General features: G+C 63.7%; 9 protein-coding genes. 8 read left to right on the forward strand and 1 reads right to left on the reverse strand.

The features are described 5' to 3' along the window. Positions 1-2: 2 nt before the first annotated feature. The gene (locus tag FYJ68_RS10515; RefSeq protein ID WP_154436023.1) at positions 3-6,041 is read right to left on the reverse strand and encodes a clumping factor B; all 6,039 of its coding nucleotides are present in this window, start codon (positions 6,039-6,041) and stop codon (positions 3-5) included. Between the two features lie 243 nt (positions 6,042-6,284). Between FYJ68_RS10515 and FYJ68_RS09330 the strand changes: the two genes are divergently transcribed. The 8 genes from FYJ68_RS09330 to FYJ68_RS09365 all read left to right on the forward strand — a co-directional run bounded on the left by FYJ68_RS09330 (position 6,285) and on the right by FYJ68_RS09365 (position 20,851). Continuing rightward, positions 6,285-7,481, forward strand: a complete 1,197-nt coding sequence (locus FYJ68_RS09330) for a hypothetical protein (RefSeq protein ID WP_195837793.1) — start codon at positions 6,285-6,287, stop codon at positions 7,479-7,481. Between the two features lie 20 nt (positions 7,482-7,501). Next, positions 7,502-9,121, forward strand: a complete 1,620-nt coding sequence (asp1, locus tag FYJ68_RS09335) for an accessory Sec system protein Asp1 (protein ID WP_154436026.1) — start codon at positions 7,502-7,504, stop codon at positions 9,119-9,121. Beyond that, a complete protein-coding gene (asp2, locus tag FYJ68_RS09340) occupies positions 9,087-10,595 on the forward strand; it encodes an accessory Sec system protein Asp2 (RefSeq protein ID WP_154436027.1) in 1,509 nt (502 codons plus the stop codon). The genes asp1 and asp2 overlap by 35 nt, the downstream gene beginning before the upstream one ends. Continuing rightward, on the forward strand, positions 10,588-11,034 hold the full coding sequence (asp3, locus tag FYJ68_RS09345; RefSeq protein ID WP_154436028.1) for an accessory Sec system protein Asp3: 447 nt from the start codon (positions 10,588-10,590) through the stop codon (positions 11,032-11,034). The genes asp2 and asp3 overlap by 8 nt, the downstream gene beginning before the upstream one ends. Then, positions 11,031-13,361 (forward strand): preprotein translocase subunit SecA, encoded by a 2,331-nt coding sequence (secA, locus tag FYJ68_RS09350; protein WP_154436029.1) that lies wholly within the window; start codon positions 11,031-11,033, stop codon positions 13,359-13,361. Before asp3 ends, secA begins: the two co-directional genes overlap by 4 nt. An 11-nt stretch (positions 13,362-13,372) precedes the next feature. Beyond that, positions 13,373-14,869, forward strand: coding sequence for an accessory Sec system glycosyltransferase GtfA (gtfA, locus tag FYJ68_RS09355; RefSeq protein WP_154436030.1), 1,497 nt, complete (start codon positions 13,373-13,375; stop codon positions 14,867-14,869). Continuing rightward, positions 14,842-16,281: an accessory Sec system glycosylation chaperone GtfB gene (gtfB, locus tag FYJ68_RS09360; RefSeq protein WP_154436031.1), complete on the forward strand. Its 1,440-nt coding sequence runs from the start codon at positions 14,842-14,844 to the stop codon at positions 16,279-16,281. Before gtfA ends, gtfB begins: the two co-directional genes overlap by 28 nt. Positions 16,282-16,546: 265 nt before the next feature. After that, positions 16,547-20,851: an EAL domain-containing protein gene (locus FYJ68_RS09365; RefSeq protein WP_154436032.1), complete on the forward strand. Its 4,305-nt coding sequence runs from the start codon at positions 16,547-16,549 to the stop codon at positions 20,849-20,851. Positions 20,852-20,987: the final 136 nt, after the last annotated feature.

Below are 20,987 nucleotides of genomic sequence, written 5' to 3' on the forward strand. Positions count from 1 at the left end.
TCTCAGAGCAGGGATGCCAGCCTGAGCGACTCCAGCAGCGCCTCCGAAAGCGCGATGGAGAGCGCGTCAGCCAGCACCTCGACGAGTGCCTCTGCCAGCACGTCTGCCTCCGAGTCGAGGAGCACGTCGCTGGTTGAGTCCGAGAGCGTATCGGAGTCGACCTCAACCTCCGAGTCCGAGAGCGAGAGCGCCTCGGAGTCCGAGAGCGCATCCACCTCTGAGTCCGAGTCGACCAGCGAGAGCGAGTCGGAGTCCACCTCCGTCAGCGAGTCCGAGAGCACCTCCACCTCTGAGTCCGAGTCCGAGAGCACGAGCGAGTCCATCAGCACCTCGGAGTCCGAGTCCGAGTCGACCTCCGAGTCCGAGAGCGAGAGCACGTCGGAGAGCGAGTCCATCAGCACCTCTGAGTCCGAGTCGGCCAGCGAGAGCGAGTCGGAGTCCGAGAGCGAGAGCGAGTCGGAGTCCGAGTCGACCTCCGAGTCCGAGAGCGAGAGCGAGTCGGAGTCCGAGTCGGAGTCGACCTCCACCTCCGAGTCCGAGAGCGAGAGCACGTCGGAGTCCGAGTCCGAGAGCACGAGCGAGTCGGAGTCCGAGTCGGAGAGCACCTCCGCCTCTGAGTCCGAGAGCACCTCGGAGTCGGAGTCCGAGAGCGAGTCCGTCAGCACCTCTGAGTCCGAGAGCGAGAGCGCCTCGGAGTCCGAGTCCGAGTCCACCTCGGAGTCCGAGAGCGAGAGCACGAGCGAGTCGGAGTCCACCTCCGAGTCCGAGAGCGCCTCCGAGTCCGAGAGCGAGAGCACGTCGGAGAGCGAGTCCATCAGCACCTCTGAGTCCGAGTCCGAGTCCACCTCGGAGTCCGAGTCCGAGAGCACGAGCGAGTCCGAGTCGGAGTCCGAGTCGGCCAGCGAGAGCGAGTCCGCCTCTGAGTCCGAGAGCACGAGCGAGTCGGAGTCCGAGAGCGAGTCGGAGTCCGAGAGCACGAGCGAGTCCGAGTCGGAGAGCACCTCCGCCTCTGAGTCCGAGAGCACCTCGGAGTCCGAGTCGGAGAGCGAGAGCACGTCGGAGTCCGAGTCCGAGAGCGAGTCGGAGTCCACCTCCGAGTCCGAGAGCGCCTCCGAGTCCGAGAGCGAGAGCACCTCGGAGTCGGAGTCCACCTCCGTCAGCGAGTCCGAGAGCGAGAGCGCCTCCGAGAGCGAGTCCGAGAGCACGAGCGAGTCGGAGTCCGAGAGCGAGTCGGAGTCCGAGTCGGCCAGCGAGAGCGAGAGCACCTCTGAGTCCGAGTCCGAGAGCACGAGCGAGTCGGAGTCCGAGTCCGAGTCCACCTCCGAGTCGGAGAGCACCTCCACCTCTGAGTCCGAGTCCACCTCGGAGTCCGAGTCGACCTCCACCTCCGAGTCGGAGTCCGAGAGCACGAGCGAGTCCGAGTCCACCTCCGCCTCTGAGTCCGAGTCGGCCAGCGAGAGCGAGTCGGAGTCGGAGTCCGAGAGCACGAGCGAGAGCGAGTCCGAGTCGACCTCCGAGTCCGAGAGCGAGAGCGAGTCGACCTCCATCTCCGTCAGCGAGTCCGAGTCCGCCTCCGAGTCGGAGAGCGCCTCCGAGTCCGAGTCCGAGTCGACCTCCACCTCCGAGTCGGAGTCCGAGTCCGAGAGCGCCTCGGAGTCCGAGAGCGAGAGCACCTCGGAGTCCGAGTCCACCTCGGAGTCCGAGAGCGAGAGCACGAGCGAGTCCGAGTCGGAGTCCGAGAGCACGAGCGAGTCGGAGTCGGAGTCCACCTCCGTCAGCGAGTCCGAGAGCGCCTCCGAGTCCGAGTCCGAGTCCACCTCGGAGTCCGAGAGCGAGAGCACGAGCGCCTCCGAGTCGGAGAGCGAGTCCGTCAGCACCTCTGAGTCCGAGTCCGAGTCGGCCAGCGAGAGCGAGTCGACCTCCATCTCCGTCAGCGAGTCGGAGTCCACCTCCGAGTCCGAGAGCGAGTCGGAGTCCACCTCCGTCAGCGAGTCCGAGAGCGAGTCCGCCTCCGAGTCCGAGAGCGAGTCCGTCAGCACCTCTGAGTCCGAGTCCACCTCGGCCAGCGAGAGCGAGTCCGAGTCGGCCAGCGAGAGCACGTCCGAGAGCGAGTCGGAGTCCGAGAGCGAGAGCGAGTCGGAGTCGGAGTCCACCTCCGTCAGCGAGTCCGAGTCCACCAGCGTCTCCGAGAGCGAGTCGGAGTCCGAGTCGGCCAGCGAGAGCGAGTCCACCTCCGAGTCCGAGAGCGAGTCCGCCTCCGAGTCCGAGAGCACGAGCGAGTCGGAGTCCGAGAGCTCATCCACCTCTGAGTCTGAGTCGGCCAGCACCTCTGAGTCCGAGTCGGCCAGCGAGAGCGAGAGCACCTCTGAGTCCGAGTCCGAGAGCACCTCCACCTCTGAGTCCGAGTCCGAGAGCACGAGCGAGTCCGAGTCGGAGAGTACCTCCGCCTCTGAGTCCGAGAGCACCTCGGAGTCGGAGTCCGAGAGCGAGTCCGTCAGCACCTCCGAGTCCGAGTCCGAGTCGGCCAGCGAGAGCGAGTCGACCTCCATCTCCGTCAGCGAGTCGGAGTCCACCTCCGAGTCCGAGAGCGCATCCACCTCTGAGTCCGAGTCCACCTCGGCCAGCGAGAGCGAGTCGGAGTCCGAGTCCGAGAGCGCCTCGGAGTCCGAGAGCGAGAGCACCTCGGAGTCCGAGTCCGAGTCCACCTCGGAGTCCGAGAGCGAGAGCACGAGCGAGTCCGAGTCGGAGTCCACCTCCGTCAGCGAGTCCGAGAGCGAGTCCGTCAGCGCCTCCGAGTCCGAGAGCACGAGCGAGAGCGAGTCGACCTCCATCTCCCTCAGCGAGTCGGAGTCCACCTCCGAGTCCGAGAGCGAGAGCACGTCGGAGAGCGAGTCCGTCAGCACCTCGGAGTCCGAGTCCGAGAGCGCATCCGCCTCCGAGTCGGAGAGCGCCTCCACCTCTGAGTCCGAGTCGGAGTCGACCTCTACCTCCGAGTCCGAGAGCGCCTCCGAGTCGGAGAGCGAGAGCGCGTCGGAGTCCGAGTCGGCCAGCGAGAGCGAGTCGACCTCCATCTCCGTCAGCGAGTCGGAGTCCACCTCCGAGTCCGAGTCCGCCTCCGAGTCCGAGTCGGCCAGCGAGAGCGAGTCGGAGTCCGTCAGCGCCTCCGAGTCCGAGAGCGAGAGCACCTCGGAGTCCGAGTCCGAGTCCACCTCGGAGTCCGAGAGCGAGAGCACGAGCGAGTCGGAGTCCACCTCCGTCAGCGAGTCCGAGAGCGCCTCCGAGTCCGAGAGCGAGAGCGCCTCGGAGTCCGAGTCCGAGTCCACCTCGGAGTCCGAGTCCGAGAGCGCCTCGGAGTCCGAGAGCGAGAGCACGAGCGAGTCCGAGTCGGAGTCCGAGAGCACGAGCGAGTCGGAGTCGGAGTCGACCTCCACCTCCGAGTCCGAGAGCGCCTCCGAGTCGGAGAGCGAGAGCGAGTCGGAGTCCGAGTCGGCCAGCGAGAGCTCATCCACCTCTGAGTCTGAGTCGGCCAGCACCTCTGAGTCCGAGTCGGCCAGCGAGAGCGAGTCCGAGTCCGAGAGCGAGTCGGAGTCGGAGTCGGAGTCCGTCAGCGCCTCCGAGTCCGAGAGCGAGAGCACGTCGGAGTCCGAGTCCGAGAGCGAGTCGGAGTCCGAGAGCACGAGCGAGTCTGAGTCGGAGTCCGAGAGCTCATCCACCTCTGAGTCTGAGTCGGCCAGCACCTCGGAGTCCGAGTCGGCCAGCGAGAGCGAGTCCGAGTCCGAGAGCGAGTCCGTCAGCACCTCTGAGTCCGAGTCCGAGTCGGCCAGCGAGAGCGAGTCGACCTCCATCTCCGTCAGCGAGTCGGAGTCCACCTCCGAGTCCGAGAGCGCCTCCGAGTCCGAGTCGGAGAGCGAGTCCGAGTCGGAGTCCACCTCCGTCAGCGAGTCCGAGTCCACCAGCGTCTCCGAGAGCGAGAGCGAGTCGGAGTCCGAGTCGGCCAGCGAGAGCGAGTCCGAGAGCGAGAGCGAGTCCGAGTCGACTTCCACCTCTGAGTCCGAGTCCGAGAGCGCCTCCGAGTCGGAGAGCGAGTCCGTCAGCACCTCTGAGTCCGAGTCCGAGTCGGCCAGCGAGAGCGAGTCCGAGTCGGCCAGCGAGAGCGAGTCCGAGTCGGCCAGCGAGAGCGAGTCCGAGTCGGCCAGCGAGAGCACGTCCGAGAGCGAGTCGGAGTCGGAGTCCACCTCCGTCAGCGAGTCCGAGTCCAGCAGCGTCTCCGAGAGCGAGTCGGAGTCCGAGTCGGCCAGCGAGAGCGAGTCCGCCTCGGAGTCTGAGTCCGAGTCGACCTCCACCTCCGAGTCCGAGAGCGCCTCCGAGTCGGAGAGCGAGTCCGTCAGCACCTCTGAGTCCGAGTCGACCAGCGAGAGCGAGTCGGAGTCCGAGAGCGCGAGCGAGTCCGAGTCGGAGTCGACCTCCACCTCTGAGTCCGAGTCGGAGTCCGAGAGCGCCTCCGAGTCCGAGAGCGCCTCCGAGTCGGAGAGCGAGTCCATCAGCACCTCGGAGTCCGAGTCGGAGTCGACCTCCACCTCTGAGTCCGAGTCTGAGTCCGAGAGTGCCTCCGAGTCCGAGAGCGAGTCGACCTCCGAGTCCGAGAGCGAGAGCGCCTCGGAGTCCGAGTCGACCTCCACCTCCGAGTCCGAGAGCGCCTCCGAGTCCGAGAGCGAGTCCGCCTCCGAGTCCGAGAGCACGAGCGAGTCCGAGTCGGAGAGCACCTCCGCCTCTGAGTCCGAGTCCACCTCGGAGTCCGAGAGCGAGAGCACGAGCGAGTCGGAGTCCACCTCCGTCAGCGAGTCGGAGTCCACCAGCGCCTCCGAGTCCGAGAGCGAGAGCACGTCGGAGTCGGAGTCCGAGAGCACGAGCGAGTCGGAGTCCGAGAGCGAGTCGGAGTCCGCCTCCGAGTCCGAGAGCACCTCCACCTCTGAGTCCGAGTCCGAGTCCGTCAGCACCTCTGAGTCCGAGTCCGAGTCGGCCAGCGAGAGCGAGTCGACCTCCATCTCCGTCAGCGAGTCGGAGTCCACCTCCGAGTCCGAGAGCGAGTTCGCCTCCGAGTCGGAGAGCGAGTCCGTCAGCACCTCTGAGTCCGAGTCCACCTCGGCCAGCGAGAGCGAGTCCGAGTCGGCCAGCGAGAGCACGTCCGAGAGCGAGTCGGAGTCCGAGAGCGCGTCCACCTCTGAGTCCGAGTCCACCTCGGCCAGCGAGAGCGAGTCCGCCTCTGAGTCCGAGTCCGAGAGCGAGAGCGAGTCGGAGTCCGGGAGCACAAGCGCCTCTGGGTCTGGCTCTGCTTCTGCTTCCGAGAGTGAAAGCTCCTCTGGATCTGCGTCGACAAGCGGGTCGGCTTCTACCAGCGAGTCGGCAAGCGCCTCTGGGAGCACCTCGGAGAGCGGATCGGCGTCCGAGTCCGGCAGCGGCAGTGCGTCCGTCTCCGAGTCCGGTAGTGCAAGCGCGTCGTCCTCGGAGTCTGTCTCCGAAAGCACGTCGGGCAGCGCCAGTGGCTCGAGCTCCGAGTCTGCAAGCACGTCCTTCTCCACCTCTGAGTCGGGCAGTGCCTCGGCCAGCTCGTCCGAGTCCGTCTCCGCGAGCGCTTTGGTCAGCGCGTCCGCGAGCCTGACGACTCCCACCACAACGACCGCGGCAGTGACGGCACGTCCTGCGGCGCCCGGCACTGTCTCCGCCAGCGTCACGGCTGTCGCTGCCGGCACTACAGGGGCAGCCACCACCACTGGTGCTGCGACGTCCGAGACAGTGGAGACGAGCGTCAGCGACCTTGGTAGCACGAGCCTCTCAACCTCTGGCGCAGAGGACGACTCTGCCTCGCAGAGCAGGAGCCAGAGGGGCAGCTCGAGCGACAGTGCAAGTGCCGCAGCGAGCGAGAGCAAGTCCGCCTCGGCATCCACGGCCGCGTCGGAGTCCGAGTCCGAGAACAGCAACAGCATCTCGAACAGCATCAGGATGTCGGCGGAGGATGCCTTTAGCGAGAGTTCAAGCAACACTGCCGCAAGCACACCTGCGGCGGGTGCCAGTGGAACCAGTGCCTCGAGGAGTGCCGCGAATGTCGCGCTGGCGACCTCGGAGCTGGACGAGTTGAACGAGGCGGTGTCCCTACAGATCAGGCGCTAGCGGCATTGGTTGACTGTTTCGGCCACCTGCCTTGCGTCGGATAGCGAGGTGGGTGGCCGATATGGGTTTCTCTGCCCTGGGAGGGGATGACGGTGCGCGGGAAGGATTCGTTTCTAATGGACATGAGGCAACCACACGAGCTGCGGAACCGGCTCCTGTTCACGTTTCTCGTTGTGGCTGCCTACATGCTCTGCCGGAGCATCCTCCTGTACGGCGTGGCTGCGGACGAGACGACCGACGCCAGCGGCGCGCAGTACTTCCTCTCCACGCTGGTCAGCGGCGACAGGTACCGGATGACGGTGATGGCCCTGGGAATTGCCCCCTACCTCAACGCATCGCTTCTCGTCCAGATCATCTTTGCGTTTCGCAACTCGACCTCGAGGGCCAAGATCTCGAAGATCCAGAGTGATCGCTGGATGCGCTGGGTCTCTGTCGTCTTCAGCGTGGTCATGGCGATCGTGCAGTCGTATGGACTCTCGTATCGACCAGATGCGGGTCCGCTGTGGCTGGTGAGGACCATCGTGATCCTGGAGATGTTTGGCGGCGCAATGCTGGCGAGCCTCATGTGCCTTCAGAACGAACGGCATGGGGTTGGTGCCTCAATGCCGATCATCCTTCTCAACATCGCGCTCTCGCTCTTCCAGAACATGAGCGCCAACCACTTCTTTGAGTTTCCGGCAATCGCGATCCTGTGCCTGGTGGCGATTGCTGGCACCGCCTACATGGAGAACTCGATGATCAAGGTCCCATTGCAGCGGGTCTCGATCCACAATGTTCATGCCGACCAGAACTACCTAGCCTACAAGCGCGCCCCCATGGGCATCATGCCGGTTATGTTCGCGTCGTCCGCGTTTCTGCTGCCGTACTACCTCGTCCACATGCTGGTGAGCTTCTATCCCCAAAATGCGGCGCTTGTCTCCATCAGCGACAACATGGTCCTGACCAGGCCCCTGGGCGTGGCGGTGTACCTCGTCCTGATAGTCGTCCTTGCCGTGCTGTTCTCCTTCCTGATGCTCAATCCGCGGGAGACGGCACACCAGATGCAGCGCAACGGCGACAGCATCGTCGGCATGTATGCGGGCGAGCAGACCAGGCGGTTCCTGACCGGCATCGTGCTTAGGTGGAGTCTGATCAGTGGCATGCTGCAGGCGTGCTGCATGGCCGTCTCGCTAGCGTTGTCGATGCGGGAGATGATCCCGGCAGCACTTGCCATGAACCCCACCTCGATGATGATCATCACCAGCATCGTCTGCAGTCTTGTTCAAGAGATCGCCTCGTACTACCGGTATGACGCGTATCGGTTCTTCATGTAGCGCGAGGGGAGTGACGCAGCGTGCAGTACTTTGTTCCAGCCTGGTACAAGCAGGGCGAGTGGATGGAGAACGAGCAGGTCTGGTATCGCGCCAGGACCGTGACCGAGTTCGATGACACCGTGAAGCAGGTCCAGCTGTTCTTCCGCCGCCATGTGGCTCCGTTTCGAATCGTGCTCCTGGGTTTCTCTCCCAACTTCCGCCACTTCCTGCACCGGCAGGGCGTCTACCACGCGCCCTACTGGTCGTGCTTCGACGCCATGCAGGGAATCGCCCCCCGCCCCATGCGCACGTTCTCGTTTCACGACTTGGCCTGGCCGGACGACGTGGAGTTTGTCTACTCTCCCTTTGCCGTGCTCGCAATGCGAGGGGGCGAGAAGTTCGCGCAGGTGGAGTTTGCCGAGGACGGCAACATGTTCCTTGTGGACATGTTCCAAGGCGGCCAGCGCGTCTGCACCAATCTTTACGACGACCGTGGCTTCGTTTCGTGCCAGATCGCCTACAAGGACGGCGTCCCGGTTCGCCGTCGGTACTTCGACGATGGTGGCACCTGGAAGTTTGCCCAGTACCTGACGGACGGGCACGTGGTCATCAATCCCGCCAGCGCGTGGTTCCTGCACGGGAGCGGGGATTCCGCCAAGCGGGTTCCGTACCAGAGGCAGCGCTACGACCGCCTGGACGATGTGATCGAGGAGGTGCTGGAGGACTTCCTGAGGGACACGGCCAAAGACGACGTGTTCACCATCGCCATGGACCCGCAGCACTCCGAGGTCCTGGATCGCGCCCTCGCTGGACGTCCAAAGGTCCTCTCGTTCTTTGGCCGTCGCATGGGGGAGAGAGGCCTTACAACTGCGGGGCGGAGGCTCCTCTCGTCGGCAGCGTGCGTGGTGGTGGATAAGGAGGCGACCGCCTTCGGCGTGTGCGAGTCCATGGGCTCAAGCACCGTCCCGGTTCGTGTGATCACCCCCTACGAGGCGCGGGTTGAGTTTGGCGTGAGCCTGCACCTGCACGTCCAGAACGTCCTGGTCGCCGTCGACTCGCTGGCGCCGGAGCTGTTTGACGCCACAATCGTTTCTCTTGCCAACTACGTCATCACGAGGAACCACCTGGCCCGGGTATGCCTCTTCACTCGCTCGGCGCACTATGACGAGAAGATTTCCCTGCTCAGGCGAGCCCAGGGCGCCCTCCAGAGGGCTGGCTTAGACCCGGAGATGGCGAGCGATAGGCAGGGGGTGTCCGAGAACGGGCTCCCGGAGTCAGACGGCACGCCGGTGGTCTTCTCCGTGAGCCAGTGCGTGGACGAGCTGCACGTGAGCCGCACGATTCGCGAGCAGCGCGTGGTCGTTGACCTCTCGCCCCTGCCCGACCAGTTTCTGCAGATCTCGGCCATGAGCACGGGAATCCCGCAGATCGCTATGCGCGGGACTGAATACCTCGAGGACGGGAAGAACGGCAGGGTCATCGAGGACGTCTCCCAGCTTGCCGACGCGGTGGACTTCTACCTTGGTAGCGTGGAGAATTTCAACGAGGCGCAGATTGCGTCCTACGAGCTGGGCGGCAGGTTCACCTCCGAGGAGCTCGTGAAGGCCTGGAAGGAGGTGATCGGGATTGGTCAGCACGCGGGCGCTGCAGCTCGGAAATAGCGACTACTCCAGGCTGGTGGAGCTGGGGGAGGACGTGGAGTGGTGCTTCGAGCCCGTCCTTGAGGCCGACGACCCCGAGTACGACATTGCATTCGTGGCGCGTGACCTCACGGAGTCCGAGGTCGCGTATCTCGCCCGGCACGTTCGTGCATACTGCCTGTTCGTGTCCGATGGCGTTGCCTTGGACGCGCGGATGGCACGCCTGATGCGGAGCCGAATGGGGCGAAGGTATACGGAGGCTGACATCCCGCGCTTCCTAAGTGACGACTTGAGAAACTACTTCTCGAGCCCCTATGGCGAGAAGTTCGACCCGCATGCGATGGCAATCTCTCCCAACTTCAGGGGAAGCGTGCGCTGGAACGGCTACACAGAGGCGGTCTTGCAGGGCTCGTTTGGCGAGTCCATGCAGCAGGTTGCCTACTGGCGCGGTAACGTCCCGGTGGAGCAGGGGCAGGCCATCGACCTCTGGCTCGAGTACGAGAAGGACGGCGACGTGCAGATTGAGCTGCAGGTGGTACAGTTCCCGCGTGGCAGCGTCTCGGTGGTCCAGAACGTCTGGAGGTTCTCGGAGGAGGACTTGCGCGAGCTAGTGACCATCGACAACGACAAGCTCCCGGGCCCGATCTTCGTGACGCTCAAAGCGCGGGGCCAGGGGACGCTCAGGATTCGGGCCCTCCACGACCGCCACTCGCGGCGCGGGGTGGGTGCCTTTGTGCCGGGCGGGCGCCGTTGGGTCACCGCCGACCGCGAGGAGCTGTTCACCTACTTTGATCCGGGTGACCTGAAGCCACCGCTGTGCGTGTACTTCTCCGGATACAAGACCATGGAGGGCTTTGAGGGCTACCACATGATGCGGCGGATGGGCTGCCCATTCTTGCTGGTGAGTGACGCCAGGCTAGAGGGCGGTGCCTTCTACGTTGGGAGTGAGGAGTACGAGGGTCTGGTCTGCAGGGCGATACGGGATGCCCTGGGGGAGCTCGGCTTCACGGAGGAACAGATGGTCCTCTCGGGCCTCTCGATGGGGACCTTCGGCGCGCTGTACTACGGCACCATGGTTCGCTCCAGCGACGTGATCGTGGGCAAGCCGCTCCTGAGCCTGGGCAACGTTGCCAAGAACGAGCGCCTGCAGCGGCCGGGCGTGTTTCCGACCTCGCTCGACCTGCTCTGGAAGGAGTGCGGCAGCCTGGACGACGACGCGGTGGAGCGGCTCAACAATCGGTTCTGGGACCGCTTTGACCAAACGGACTGGTCCGGGCGCACCATCTATGCGGCGTACATGATCGAGGACGATTACGACCACGACGCCTACCAGCGACTCCTGTCCCACTTGAGCGGAAACGGGGCAAAGGTGATAGGGAAAGGTCTCCACGGCCGCCACAACGACGACACGCGGGGCATCGTAAGCTGGTTCGTCGGCCAGTATCACCGGGTTCTGGGCCAGGAGTACGGAAGGGGCAGGAGGCGCGATGCCTGAGCAAGAGGGGAGCTGGACCGTCTACTGGGACGAGTATGCCAGCGGCGTCTACCTGTATGGGTCGGAGCTGGAGTTCCACGCCCGCGACGACGTGGAGTTTCGCAACGACCTCATGCCTGCGGGGACGGTAATCAAATCCTGGTACTCCATGGTCAACTACCAGGGGAGAAGGGTGGAGCCATCTCTGCCGATCATCGACGGCGAGGGGAGCTACCACGTCTCCCTCGACATTGACTGCGACGTTCCGCAGGGCATCTTCCTGCGCTTCGTGTTCCTTGGCAAGAACGGGGAGGAAGCCGGCAGCCTGGTCATGGACCAGCCCGAGATGGATCTGAAGTGCCCGCTCAAGACCTACAGCTACGAGGCGCAGCTGATTTGCGCAGGGGCACATGCGTTCCACTTCCACTCGTTTACGATCACCGAGAGGGGGCAGGAATGACGGGGGGGAGGCTCGGCCGGGTGGTCCGTGCGGTGAAGGCACGCTCAAAAAGGGCGCGCGGCCTTTCGGACGACGAGCTGCGGAACGAGACCGCACGGCTCAGGAGCGAGCTCGCGAGGGGCCGGTCGCTCGACGCAATCATGCCCGAGGCGTACGCGGCTATCGCGGAGGCTGACCGCAGGGTGCTGGGCACCTACCCGTACGACGAGCAGATCTACGGCGCGGCGGCGCTGCAGGCGGGCTGCCTCGCCGAGATGAGCACTGGGGAGGGCAAGACCCTCACGGCGACGATGCCCCTCTACCTCCATGCGCTCACGGGGAGGAGCACGATCCTGGTCACTGCAAACGAGTACCTGGCCTACCGTGACGCCGAGCAGATGCGTCCCGTGTTCACGTTCATGGGGCTGACCGAGCGCGCGGGCGTCTCCAAGGCGCCCGACCACACCCTCACCAACGACGAGAAGCGCGAGAACTATGCGGCGGACATCCTCTACACCACCCACAGCGTGCTGGCGTTCGACTACCTGCTCAACAACCTCGTCAAGCGGGCGGAGGACCGCTTCCTCAGGGACTTCGACTTCATCCTGATCGACGAGGCGGACTCGGTGTTGCTCGACGGGGCACAGATGCCGCTGGTCATCTCGGGCTCCCCGCGCGTGCAGTCCGACCTCTATGCGACCGCGGACTTCTTCGCCTCCACGCTCAGGGAGAAGCGCGACTACGAGGTGGAGGATAAGGCCGTCTGGCTGACCGACGACGGCGTGAGGTACGCGGAGCGCTACTTCGGCATTCCCAACCTGTTCGCACGCGAGAGCTTCGAGCTCAACCGCCACATCCAGCTGGCGCTGCGCGCGAGGGTCCTGTTCAAGCCGCAAGAGGACTACATGGTGTCCGACAAGGGCGAGGTCGTCCTCCTGGACAACAGCACGGGCAGGAGCCTCCCGGGCATGAAGCTGCGCGGGGGCGTGCACCAGGCGTTGGAGCAGAAGGAGCGTCTGGAGATCTCGCAGGAGCAGCGCTCCGTGGCATCCATCACCTACCAGAATCTGTTCCTCATGTTCCCCATGATGTGCGGCATGAGCGGCACGTTCTCGGACGCCAGGAGCGAGCTGCTGCGCGTGTACCACAAGCGCGTGGTGGTCGTGCCGACGCACCGCGGGGTCCAGAGGGTGGACAGGGAGGACCGCTACTTCCAGACAGCGGAGGAGCAGTACGACGCCGCCCTCAAGGAGACGTTGCGCTGCCATGCGAGCGGCCGCCCCGTCCTGGTGGTCACGGCGACGATCCAGGACACGCAGATCTTCTCCAGGATGCTAGTTGAGAAGCACGTGCCTCACAGCGTGCTGAATGCCAACAACGCCTACTGGGAGGCAGAGATTATCGCGGCGGCGGGCCAGAAGAACGCCGTGACGGTCTCCACCGGCATGGCGGGGCGCGGGACCGACATCAAGCTGGGGGAGGGCGTCCGCAAGCTGGGCGGCCTCGCCGTGATTGGCCTGGGCCGAATGCAGAACACACGCCTCGAGCGCCAGGCGCGTGGCCGCGCAGGCAGGCAGGGCGACCCGGGGTCGAGCCAGTTCTTCGTCTCCCTTGAGGACGAGATCGTGACCCAGATGTACCCCGAGAAGGCCTCTCAGATCCTGGACGCCGACCGTCCCGTCTCGCGCCGGAAGCTCCGGGGCGTGATCGACCGCGCCCAGAGGACCATAGGGGAGCAGAGCGTCTCGTCCCGCGAGCAGGCGGTTCGCTACGACCGGATTCTGCGCCGGCAGCGCGAGATCCTGTACGGCGCCCGAAACAGGCTGCTGGACGGGGAGACGGTGCCAGAGGACCAGGTGCGTTCGATCGTGCGCCAGAACCTCAACCGCTTTGTGAGTGGGCATCCCAAGCTGACCCAGGCCGAGCTCAACCGCTACGTGCTGGACAACCTGTCCTACGAGCTGGACCAAGAGGAGCTCTCCATGCTCCGAGACGCCCCGGACGCCCGCACGCTGGTCAACAGGTTGGATGACTATGCCGAGCGGCTCTACTCCGCCAAGGTCGCCACGTTCGCCTCGCCCGAGGAGCTGCAGGACTACACGCGCGCTTGCATGCTGAAGGCGCTCGACGAGGGCTGGGTCGAGGAGGTCGACTACCTGCAGCAGCTCCAGTATGCCATCGTCTCCCGGGGCACCGCGCAGCGCAACCCCATCTTCGAGTACAGTCGTGAGGCGTACCGCTCCTTCCAGGACATGCAGCGGATGATGATGGAGAGCATCGCTCGCAACTTCTTCCTGGCGGAGTTCCAGATGGGGCGGGACGGCAAGCGGAAGATTCTGTTTCCGTAAGAGGGGCTACGATGATCTACAACTTCAACCTTGGGATCGGCTGGGCGTCGAGCGGCGTCGAGTACGCGCAGCTCTACCGCGCCCGGATGTTCCGCGCGCTCGGGGAGCCCGCCCGGTTCGTGTTTACCGACATGTTTCCGCAGGAGAACATCGAGCACTTCACCAGGGCAATTGGCTTCGAGGACGACGAGGTGGTATGGCTCTACACCGCGTTCACGGACTTCCGCGTGTCGCCGGTCACCCACACCCTGGCGCAGTTTCAGGACACGATCGGTGACCAGGACTACGCGGTCACCCGTGACGGCAAGGTCGGCAGGCTGCAGTTTGCGGGACGGGGGGACTACTGCACGCTGTATTTCACGGACGAGAAGCGCGACCTCCTCCACCGCGTGGAGTACGTGTCGGGCGGAAGGCTGATCCGCAAGGACTACTTCACCTATGGGCGCATCTACTCGGAGTACTACGCCCCCCTCGACGGGAGGGCGCACCTGTACCTCAGGCGCTTCTTCAACGAGGACGGGTCCGTCGCCTACGAGGAGATGCCCTCTGCCAACGGGTCGACGTTCCGCTTTTCCGACCAGGTGCTCTTCTCCAAGGAGGACCTGGTGGGCTACTTCGTGCGTCGTTTGCACCTCTCCGCGAGTGACACCGTGATCATCGACAGAACGACCGGCATCGGCCAGGCGATCCTACAGAACGCGGGTGACGCACGGGTGGGCGTGGTGGTGCACGCGGACCACTACAGCGTTTCTGGGACCGACGACACGCACATCCTCTGGAACAACTACTACGAGTACCCCTTCGACATGTGCCGCCACATCGACTTCTTCGTGACCTCGACGCAGGCGCAGGCGGACCTCATGACCGAGCAGTTCCGGCGCTACGTTGGCGAGGCGCCGCGGATCGTCGTGATTCCCGTGGGGAGTCTTGACCACCTTACCCATCCCGCAACGCCGCGCAAGCCGTTCTCGGTGGTCACGGCGTCTCGCCTGGCATCGGAGAAGCACCTGGACTGGGTGATCGAGGCCTGCGTGCGTGCCAGGGAGAGGGTCCCGGGCCTGACCCTGGACATCTGCGGCGAGGGCTCAGAGCTCGGGCGCCTCCAGGCGCTGGTGAGGGAGCGCGACGCGGGGGAGTACGTGCGCTTTCTGGGGCAGATGGACATGGCGCAGGTATATCCCAACTACGAGCTGTACCTTTCTGGCTCCACGAGCGAGGGCTTTGGCCTGAGCCTGATGGAGGCGGTTGGTAGCGGCCTCGCCATGATCGGTTTCGACGTCCCCTACGGCAACCCGACCTTCATCGACGACGGTGGGAACGGACACCTGGTCCCGGTCAGGGAGGCCATGACCGAGGGCGAGCGGGTGCAGGCGTTGGCGGACTGCGTGACGCGGTACTTCCTGCACGACGACCGAGCGGCGTTTGAGCGCAGGTCCTACCAGATTGCGGAAGACTACCTTACGGAGCGTGTGGCTGAGCGATGGAACGGCGTGATTGGGACAAGGTGAGCGGGGAGGGCGTCCTCCTGCTCGACCACTACGACGAGATGGCGGGGATGCTCGCCGACTCCTTTTGGCGCGCGGGCTTCTCGGGTCCAGTGATCGTGCTCTCCGAGGACGCCTGCCTGCCAGAGGGCGTGCATTCCCTGTACCGGTTGGCGGCGGGCGACTCCGTGGCGAGTACGTTCCCCGGTGCCGTTCGTGAGGCGGGGGAAAGGGACGCGGCCCAGGTGCGGGACTACCGCCTTGCCCACGCGGGCTGGACGCCCGGGACGGGCCGCCACTTCAACCAGATTGAGCTGCCCGACTACTGGGAGATCACCGCGGACGGGACCTCGGGGAAGGTCTTTGACCGCAACCACCTGCGGGGCAGGATCTTCTACGCGCGCACGGAGGCGAGTCGCATCGTGAGCGACGTGGACTGGCTGGACGAGGCGGGCACGGTGCGCTTCACGGACCACTACGACCTCCAGGGCCAGCTCTATGCCAGGACCACGTTCAACGAGCGAGGGGAGCGGTTCTGCTGCTCCTGGTTCGACGACCGGGACTGCGAGCGCATCGTGGAGAACTACGTGACCGGAGACCTGATTGTCTCGCGCAACGGGGTCACGAGGCGCTACCGCAACCGCACTGAGCTTGCCGTGGCCACGCTGAGGGGACTTGGGCTGGAGGGCCAGCGAATATTCTACAACTCGCTCTCGTACCCGCTCTTCGTGAGCGAGCGCCTGGCCATGCACCCCGCCGGCAACGTGCTGTTCTGGCAGGAGGGCCCCCGCAACGACATCCCCGGAAACATGCAGATGATCCTGCGCGGAGGCTCCCACACCAGGCAGGTCCTGGTCCAGAATGCTCAGAGCTGCCAGATGCTCCTGTCACTTGGCGCGTCGGGCGACTACGTACGACCCTTTGGCTTTGCCTATGGCTTCGAGCGGGACAACGCTGCTGGCGACGACGTCCTGGTCTGCACCAACTCCGATCAGATCGAGGCGCTCGGCCAGATCGTGGGGGCGCTGCCCAACATGCGCTTCCACATCGCCGCCGTCACGGAGATGTCCGGCAAGCTGATGGCCTTTGGGTCCCAGCCCAACGTACGTCTCTATCCCGTGGCCTCCAAGGCAACCTTCGCCCGGCTGTTCCAGGACTGCGACTGGTACCTCGACATCAACCGTGGGAGCGAGATCGTCTCGTCCGTCAAGCGGGCGTTCCTCAACAACCAGCTGATCCTGGGCTTCTCGAATACGCTGCACCGCCCGCGCTACGTGAGTCCGGAGCACGTGTTCGACGACGCCGACGGCATGGTTGCCCTGCTGCGGGGGCTGCACTCCTCACAAGATGAGCTGCGGAAGCACCTGGGGCTGCAGCGGGCGGCGGCGATGACCGAGAGCCCGGAGGCATATCGTCGACTGCTTGGGGGGCGCTGATTCTCTCGCCTTCTCGCGCGTAGGCAACGCCAGGGGAGAGGGGCCGGGCAATCCTGCTTGCTGCCACCCCCGCCGGGTGCCTGCTTTCAGCGTGCCGAAAGGGTTGAAAGGGTTGACCAATGACCTCTGCGGCGGATTGCGAACCAGCCCGTTTGGGAATAGAACAGAGTTGACCCCCCGACGCTCCCTTTCGTAGAGACTGCCTCAGGACAAGAGTGTTGGTCGGGTTTATCAAGCGCACGTGCTTAGTCGCGAAGGGAATGCCATGGCATCGCAGATTGTCTCTGAGGAGTGCTCCCCACAGGTGCTCTTTGACATTCTCAACACTATCCCGATGCCGGTACTCGCCTATTCGCTTAAAGACGGCGGGCGGGCTTTGACGTTTGCGAACCAGAAGTGCCTGGAGATGCTCGGAAGCGGCTCGACTGCCGAACTCATCGACTCGTGCAGTGGCAGCTTCTGGAGCTTCGTCAGTCCGGATGACATCGAGCTCGTGAAGGGCAACGAGCAGCGCGTGCTTGATAACGTCGGAACGCCAGTCACATACGAGTGCCATATCAGCCAGGGAGACAATCGCTGGCAGCTGATTCGCGTTCGATCCGTCGCATGGAGGACCACGGACGGAGACCCCATGGTCGTCGACCTTACGGTCGGTCAGGGCCTTCGGGGTGACCTCGTGGAGACAGACACCCTCGACCCCATCACCGGGCTGATTCCAATGGGCTCCTTCTTCCAGGTCATGCATAGGTGGAGGAGTAAGTTCAACTCTGCGAGGGACGAGTCCGAGCTCGCGGTCCTCTACATCGACGTGGTGAACTTTCGCTCCATCAACATGCGCAAGGGGATCTCGGCTGGAGATGCGTTCCTCAAGTCTGTGGGGGACCACCTCAGGGCCATCTTCCCCGCCAATCCGATATCGCGCTTTGACGTCGACCACTTTGCGGTACTCATGCACTCGGGGAACATTCGGGCGAAGGTCGTAACCGTGGTCGAGGTGTTCCAGGAGATTGCGCCCAAGGGTGTCGGCATCAGAATCGGTGCGAGTGTCTGGGACGACCACGAGTCAAGCCCGGAGACGATTTGCAACCGCGCGAAGGTTGCCTGTGACGACTGCAGGAAGCATCCGGGAACCAGGTTCTCTGTTTACGACGAAGAGATGGGGAGGCGCCTGGAGGTCGCGGAGTACGTTGTCTCCAACATCGACGAGGCAATACGAAACGGCTGGATTCGCGTCTACTATCAGCCCATCGTTCGGTCGAGCACGGGAAACCTCTGTGGAATGGAGGCTCTCGCCCGCTGGGACGACCCCACGAGGGGGCTTCTCTCGCCTGCGGTCTTTGTCAGGCCCCTCGAGGATTCGCGCCAGATCTGCAAGCTCGACCTCTGTGTCATCAGACAGGTCGTGGAGAGGATCGCGGGGCGAAACCGACTGGGCCTGGCCGAGATACCGATCTCCGTCAACCTCTCTCGGGTCGACTTCCTGTGCGGAGACATCTTTGGCGAGGTTGAGGCCCTCGTGAGGGAGCACGACATCCCCAGGAGCTCCCTTCACATTGAGGTCACCGAGAGTGCGTTTGCCTCCCAGGAGACGGCAATCATCGATGCGCTCAACAACTTCCGCGAAGCTGGCTACGAGGTCTGGATGGACGACTTCGGGAGCGGCTACAGCTCGCTGAACCTCCTCAAGGACTACGACTTCGACGTCCTCAAGCTCGACATGGGCTTCCTGCGCAAGGACACGGATCGGTCGCGGAAGATAATCTCCTCGGTAATTGCCATGGACAAGGAGATTGGCATCAGGACGCTCGCGGAGGGTGTCGAGACCGAGGAGCAGGCGGACTTCCTCAGGATGGCGGGCTGTGCGAAGATGCAGGGGTACCTGTTTGGGAAGCCCCTTCCATTTGACGAGGTCCTGGACGCCTGCATGAGGCGTGGGAGCTCGATTGAGGATGCAAGGCAGAAGGCCCTGCTCGATGAGGCGGCCTACGTCAACTTCCTCTCGGATTCTCCGCTCGTGATGTACGACTACTACGATGGCTCGTTCCGCACCCTGCAGTACAACGCGGCTGCGTCGAAAATGTTCCCCCAGTATGGGATGAATGGCCCCAAAGCCTTCGAGGACGCCGTGAACGAGTGGAACTGGCTTTCTGGCAAGGACCTGGACAAGGCGGTGCTGTTCGCGACGAAATCCGGAAAGGTGGGGGAGCAGGCCATCACGTTCTTTGGAAGGGAGATGCTCTTCCGCTTTCGCTCCGTCAGCCAGGTGGGTGGCCACAGCGTCATAGTCGCAAGCTTCTCCGACCTGACCGAGCAGACGAAGAGGCTAGTGGAGTTGAGGGCTGCCGCGGCCAGCATTTTTGCGTACTACAAAAACGTTTTCTACGTCAGCCTTTCAGACGGCACGGTTCGGGACATCGTTTTCGAGAACATCTCCACCGACCCCAGGGAGCAGGAGACCGTCCTATGGGGCGAGAGTGGCGAGTGCGCGAGCATCGTCCCCCGGGTCTTCGATGCCGATAGGGGCAGGTACGCCGCGTTTCTTGACCTGGGCACGATGCGCGAGCGCCTGGAGAACACAAGCGGAATGGTCGTCCGCGATGCCTTTCGCACCCTTGATGACGACGGCAGGTATCGGTGGATGGAGCACGTGCTCGCCTTTGCCCAGGATTCAAACAGGGAAAAGGTGATGTATGGCATACGTCTCCTTGACATGAAGGGTTTGGAGGATACGCTCCGCACCATTCAGGAGAGCTCTCAGTCGCTGTTGCTGGGGCGCAACCAGTCCGTTAGCGACGTGCTCTGGGACTCCCTGGTGCAGAACGTTCCCCTCAAGCTGTTCTGGAAGGATGGAGAGCGCAGGTTCCTGGGGGCAAGCAACGCCTTCCTCGACTACTACGGATTTGCCTCGTCTAGCGAGATCATCGGCAAGACGGACGAGGACATGGAGTGGCACCCAAACGAGGAGCTCTACAAGGAGGAAGAGCTCGGCGTGCTACGAACCGGCAAGGTGAGCCGTGTCGTTCCGGGCACCTGCATAGCGAGGGGCGTCACTCGGAGCATCTGCGCCACCAAGTGGCCGATCTATCACAACGGAAAGGTCAGTGGCCTGATGGGGTGCTTTACGGAGGACCCCAGACTTGAGGCTGATGGTGCCCAGGAAGATTCGTTCTCGAGCAGCTGTGACGAGACCGAGAGGTTCGTCCGCGACCTCATGGAGTATGTGGCGGACTACCGGATGAACGGAAGGTTGTTCGGAGCCATCTGCATCAGGATACCCGAGGTACCGCGGATTCTCGATCGGCAGGGACGCGACGCGGTGCGAAGGCTGGACTCTGCCTGCGAGGTAGCCGTTGCGAATGCACTAGGCAATGAGGCAACCTGCGCCAATCTTGGGGGAGGGCTCTTCGGGGTTCTCGCCAAGTATCGCCTTAAGAGCGAGCTCAGGGACATTGCCAGCAGAATACGTACCAGCATCGATGCCATTCACAAGGTCGGGAGCACGAACATTACGCTTTTTGCGGACGTTCGGGTCCTGTACATCGACGAGATGGTGAGGTTGCACGATAGGGTCACAGGCTTGCTCTTTGCCGATGACCTCAATCCTGGTCCCGCAGGGGACGAGCGCTCCCATGACGACACCGTCGCGTCCTGGGATGGCTTCAAGGGTCTCATGAACTCTGTCCCCATTGGGTGCTATGTCCTGCAGCCCAATCAGACGGTCGAGTTTTGGAACCGTGAGGCAGAACGACTCCTTGGCTATTCCTCAAGCGAGATGGTGGGTAGGAGGTGTATCGACTCGGAGCTGGGCTGCTCCAATGCAAACGGGACGAGGATTGCATCGGACCATTGCCCTGCGATTCTCGCCTTGGCGACGGGTAAACCGCAGACTACCCAGATGTTCATGAGGGCCAAGGATGGAAACGACGTACTGATTAGGAACACGCTCGCCCCGCTGAAGGACGGGGAGGGGAGAATCCAGAGGGTCGTCTCGCTCTTTGTCCCGCTCGCGGATGGCGACTACGAGCACGGCCTCGTGAAGCAGATATATGAGGTGGCGACGAGGGATCCCACGACCTGCCTGCCGGGCAGAAAGTACATGGAGTCCTGCATCGATGATGCCCTGGAGCTCTATCACCGCACGGGGCGGCAGTTCGCCATTCTCTTTGCTGACGTCGACAACTTGCATTACCTTAACAACACCTACGGGCACGTGGTGGGTGACAAGGTCCTGAGGGCCTTCGCCCTCGCCCTTCGAAAGTATGGAAGAAAGACCGATGACTTCTGCCGCTGGGGTGGCGACGAGTTTGTTGGCATCCTCCGCCTGAGGAGTGCCGAGGACGTCAAGGGTGCGTCCCGCCGCTTTGCGAGGATTGCGGAGAAGGGACGCGTCAGCGAGGGCGACCAGGAAATCGACTGTCAGGTGTCCATGGGCATGACCGTGGTCAGGGATGAGGACGACCTCAAGTCTGTGGTTGCCCGCGCCGACCGCTACATGTACGAGGCGAAGCGGAACCATGCAAATAGGATTGTGACGGATTTTGATGCGGGGGTCCTCGGCCAAGAGGATTAAGTTGTATTACAGACCGTGTGTGGCGCGTCTCTCTCCCCATTGGGAGGTGAGGGAGAGGTGTGTGCGCCTTAGCCACATCAATGGGGTCTGCTGCCGTTGCGTGTCAACTGCCCGAGTGGGCTTCTGCGTAGGAGTG

Origin of the sequence: Olsenella porci (assembly GCF_009695875.1) — a bacterium.
GTDB lineage: Bacteria > Actinomycetota > Coriobacteriia > Coriobacteriales > Atopobiaceae > Olsenella_H > Olsenella_H porci.

Bases quoted from the DNA above. Each gene is read 5' to 3' on its own strand.
- FYJ68_RS09330 (WP_195837793.1), top strand. From the start codon at position 6,285: ATGGACATGAGGCAACCACACGAGCTGCGGAACCGGCTCCTGTTCACG.
- asp3 (WP_154436028.1), top strand. From the start codon at position 10,588: ATGCCTGAGCAAGAGGGGAGCTGGACCGTCTACTGGGACGAGTATGCC.
- secA (WP_154436029.1), top strand. From the start codon at position 11,031: ATGACGGGGGGGAGGCTCGGCCGGGTGGTCCGTGCGGTGAAGGCACGC.
- gtfA (WP_154436030.1), top strand. From the start codon at position 13,373: ATGATCTACAACTTCAACCTTGGGATCGGCTGGGCGTCGAGCGGCGTC.
- gtfB (WP_154436031.1), top strand. From the start codon at position 14,842: ATGGAACGGCGTGATTGGGACAAGGTGAGCGGGGAGGGCGTCCTCCTG.
- FYJ68_RS09365 (WP_154436032.1), top strand. From the start codon at position 16,547: ATGGCATCGCAGATTGTCTCTGAGGAGTGCTCCCCACAGGTGCTCTTT.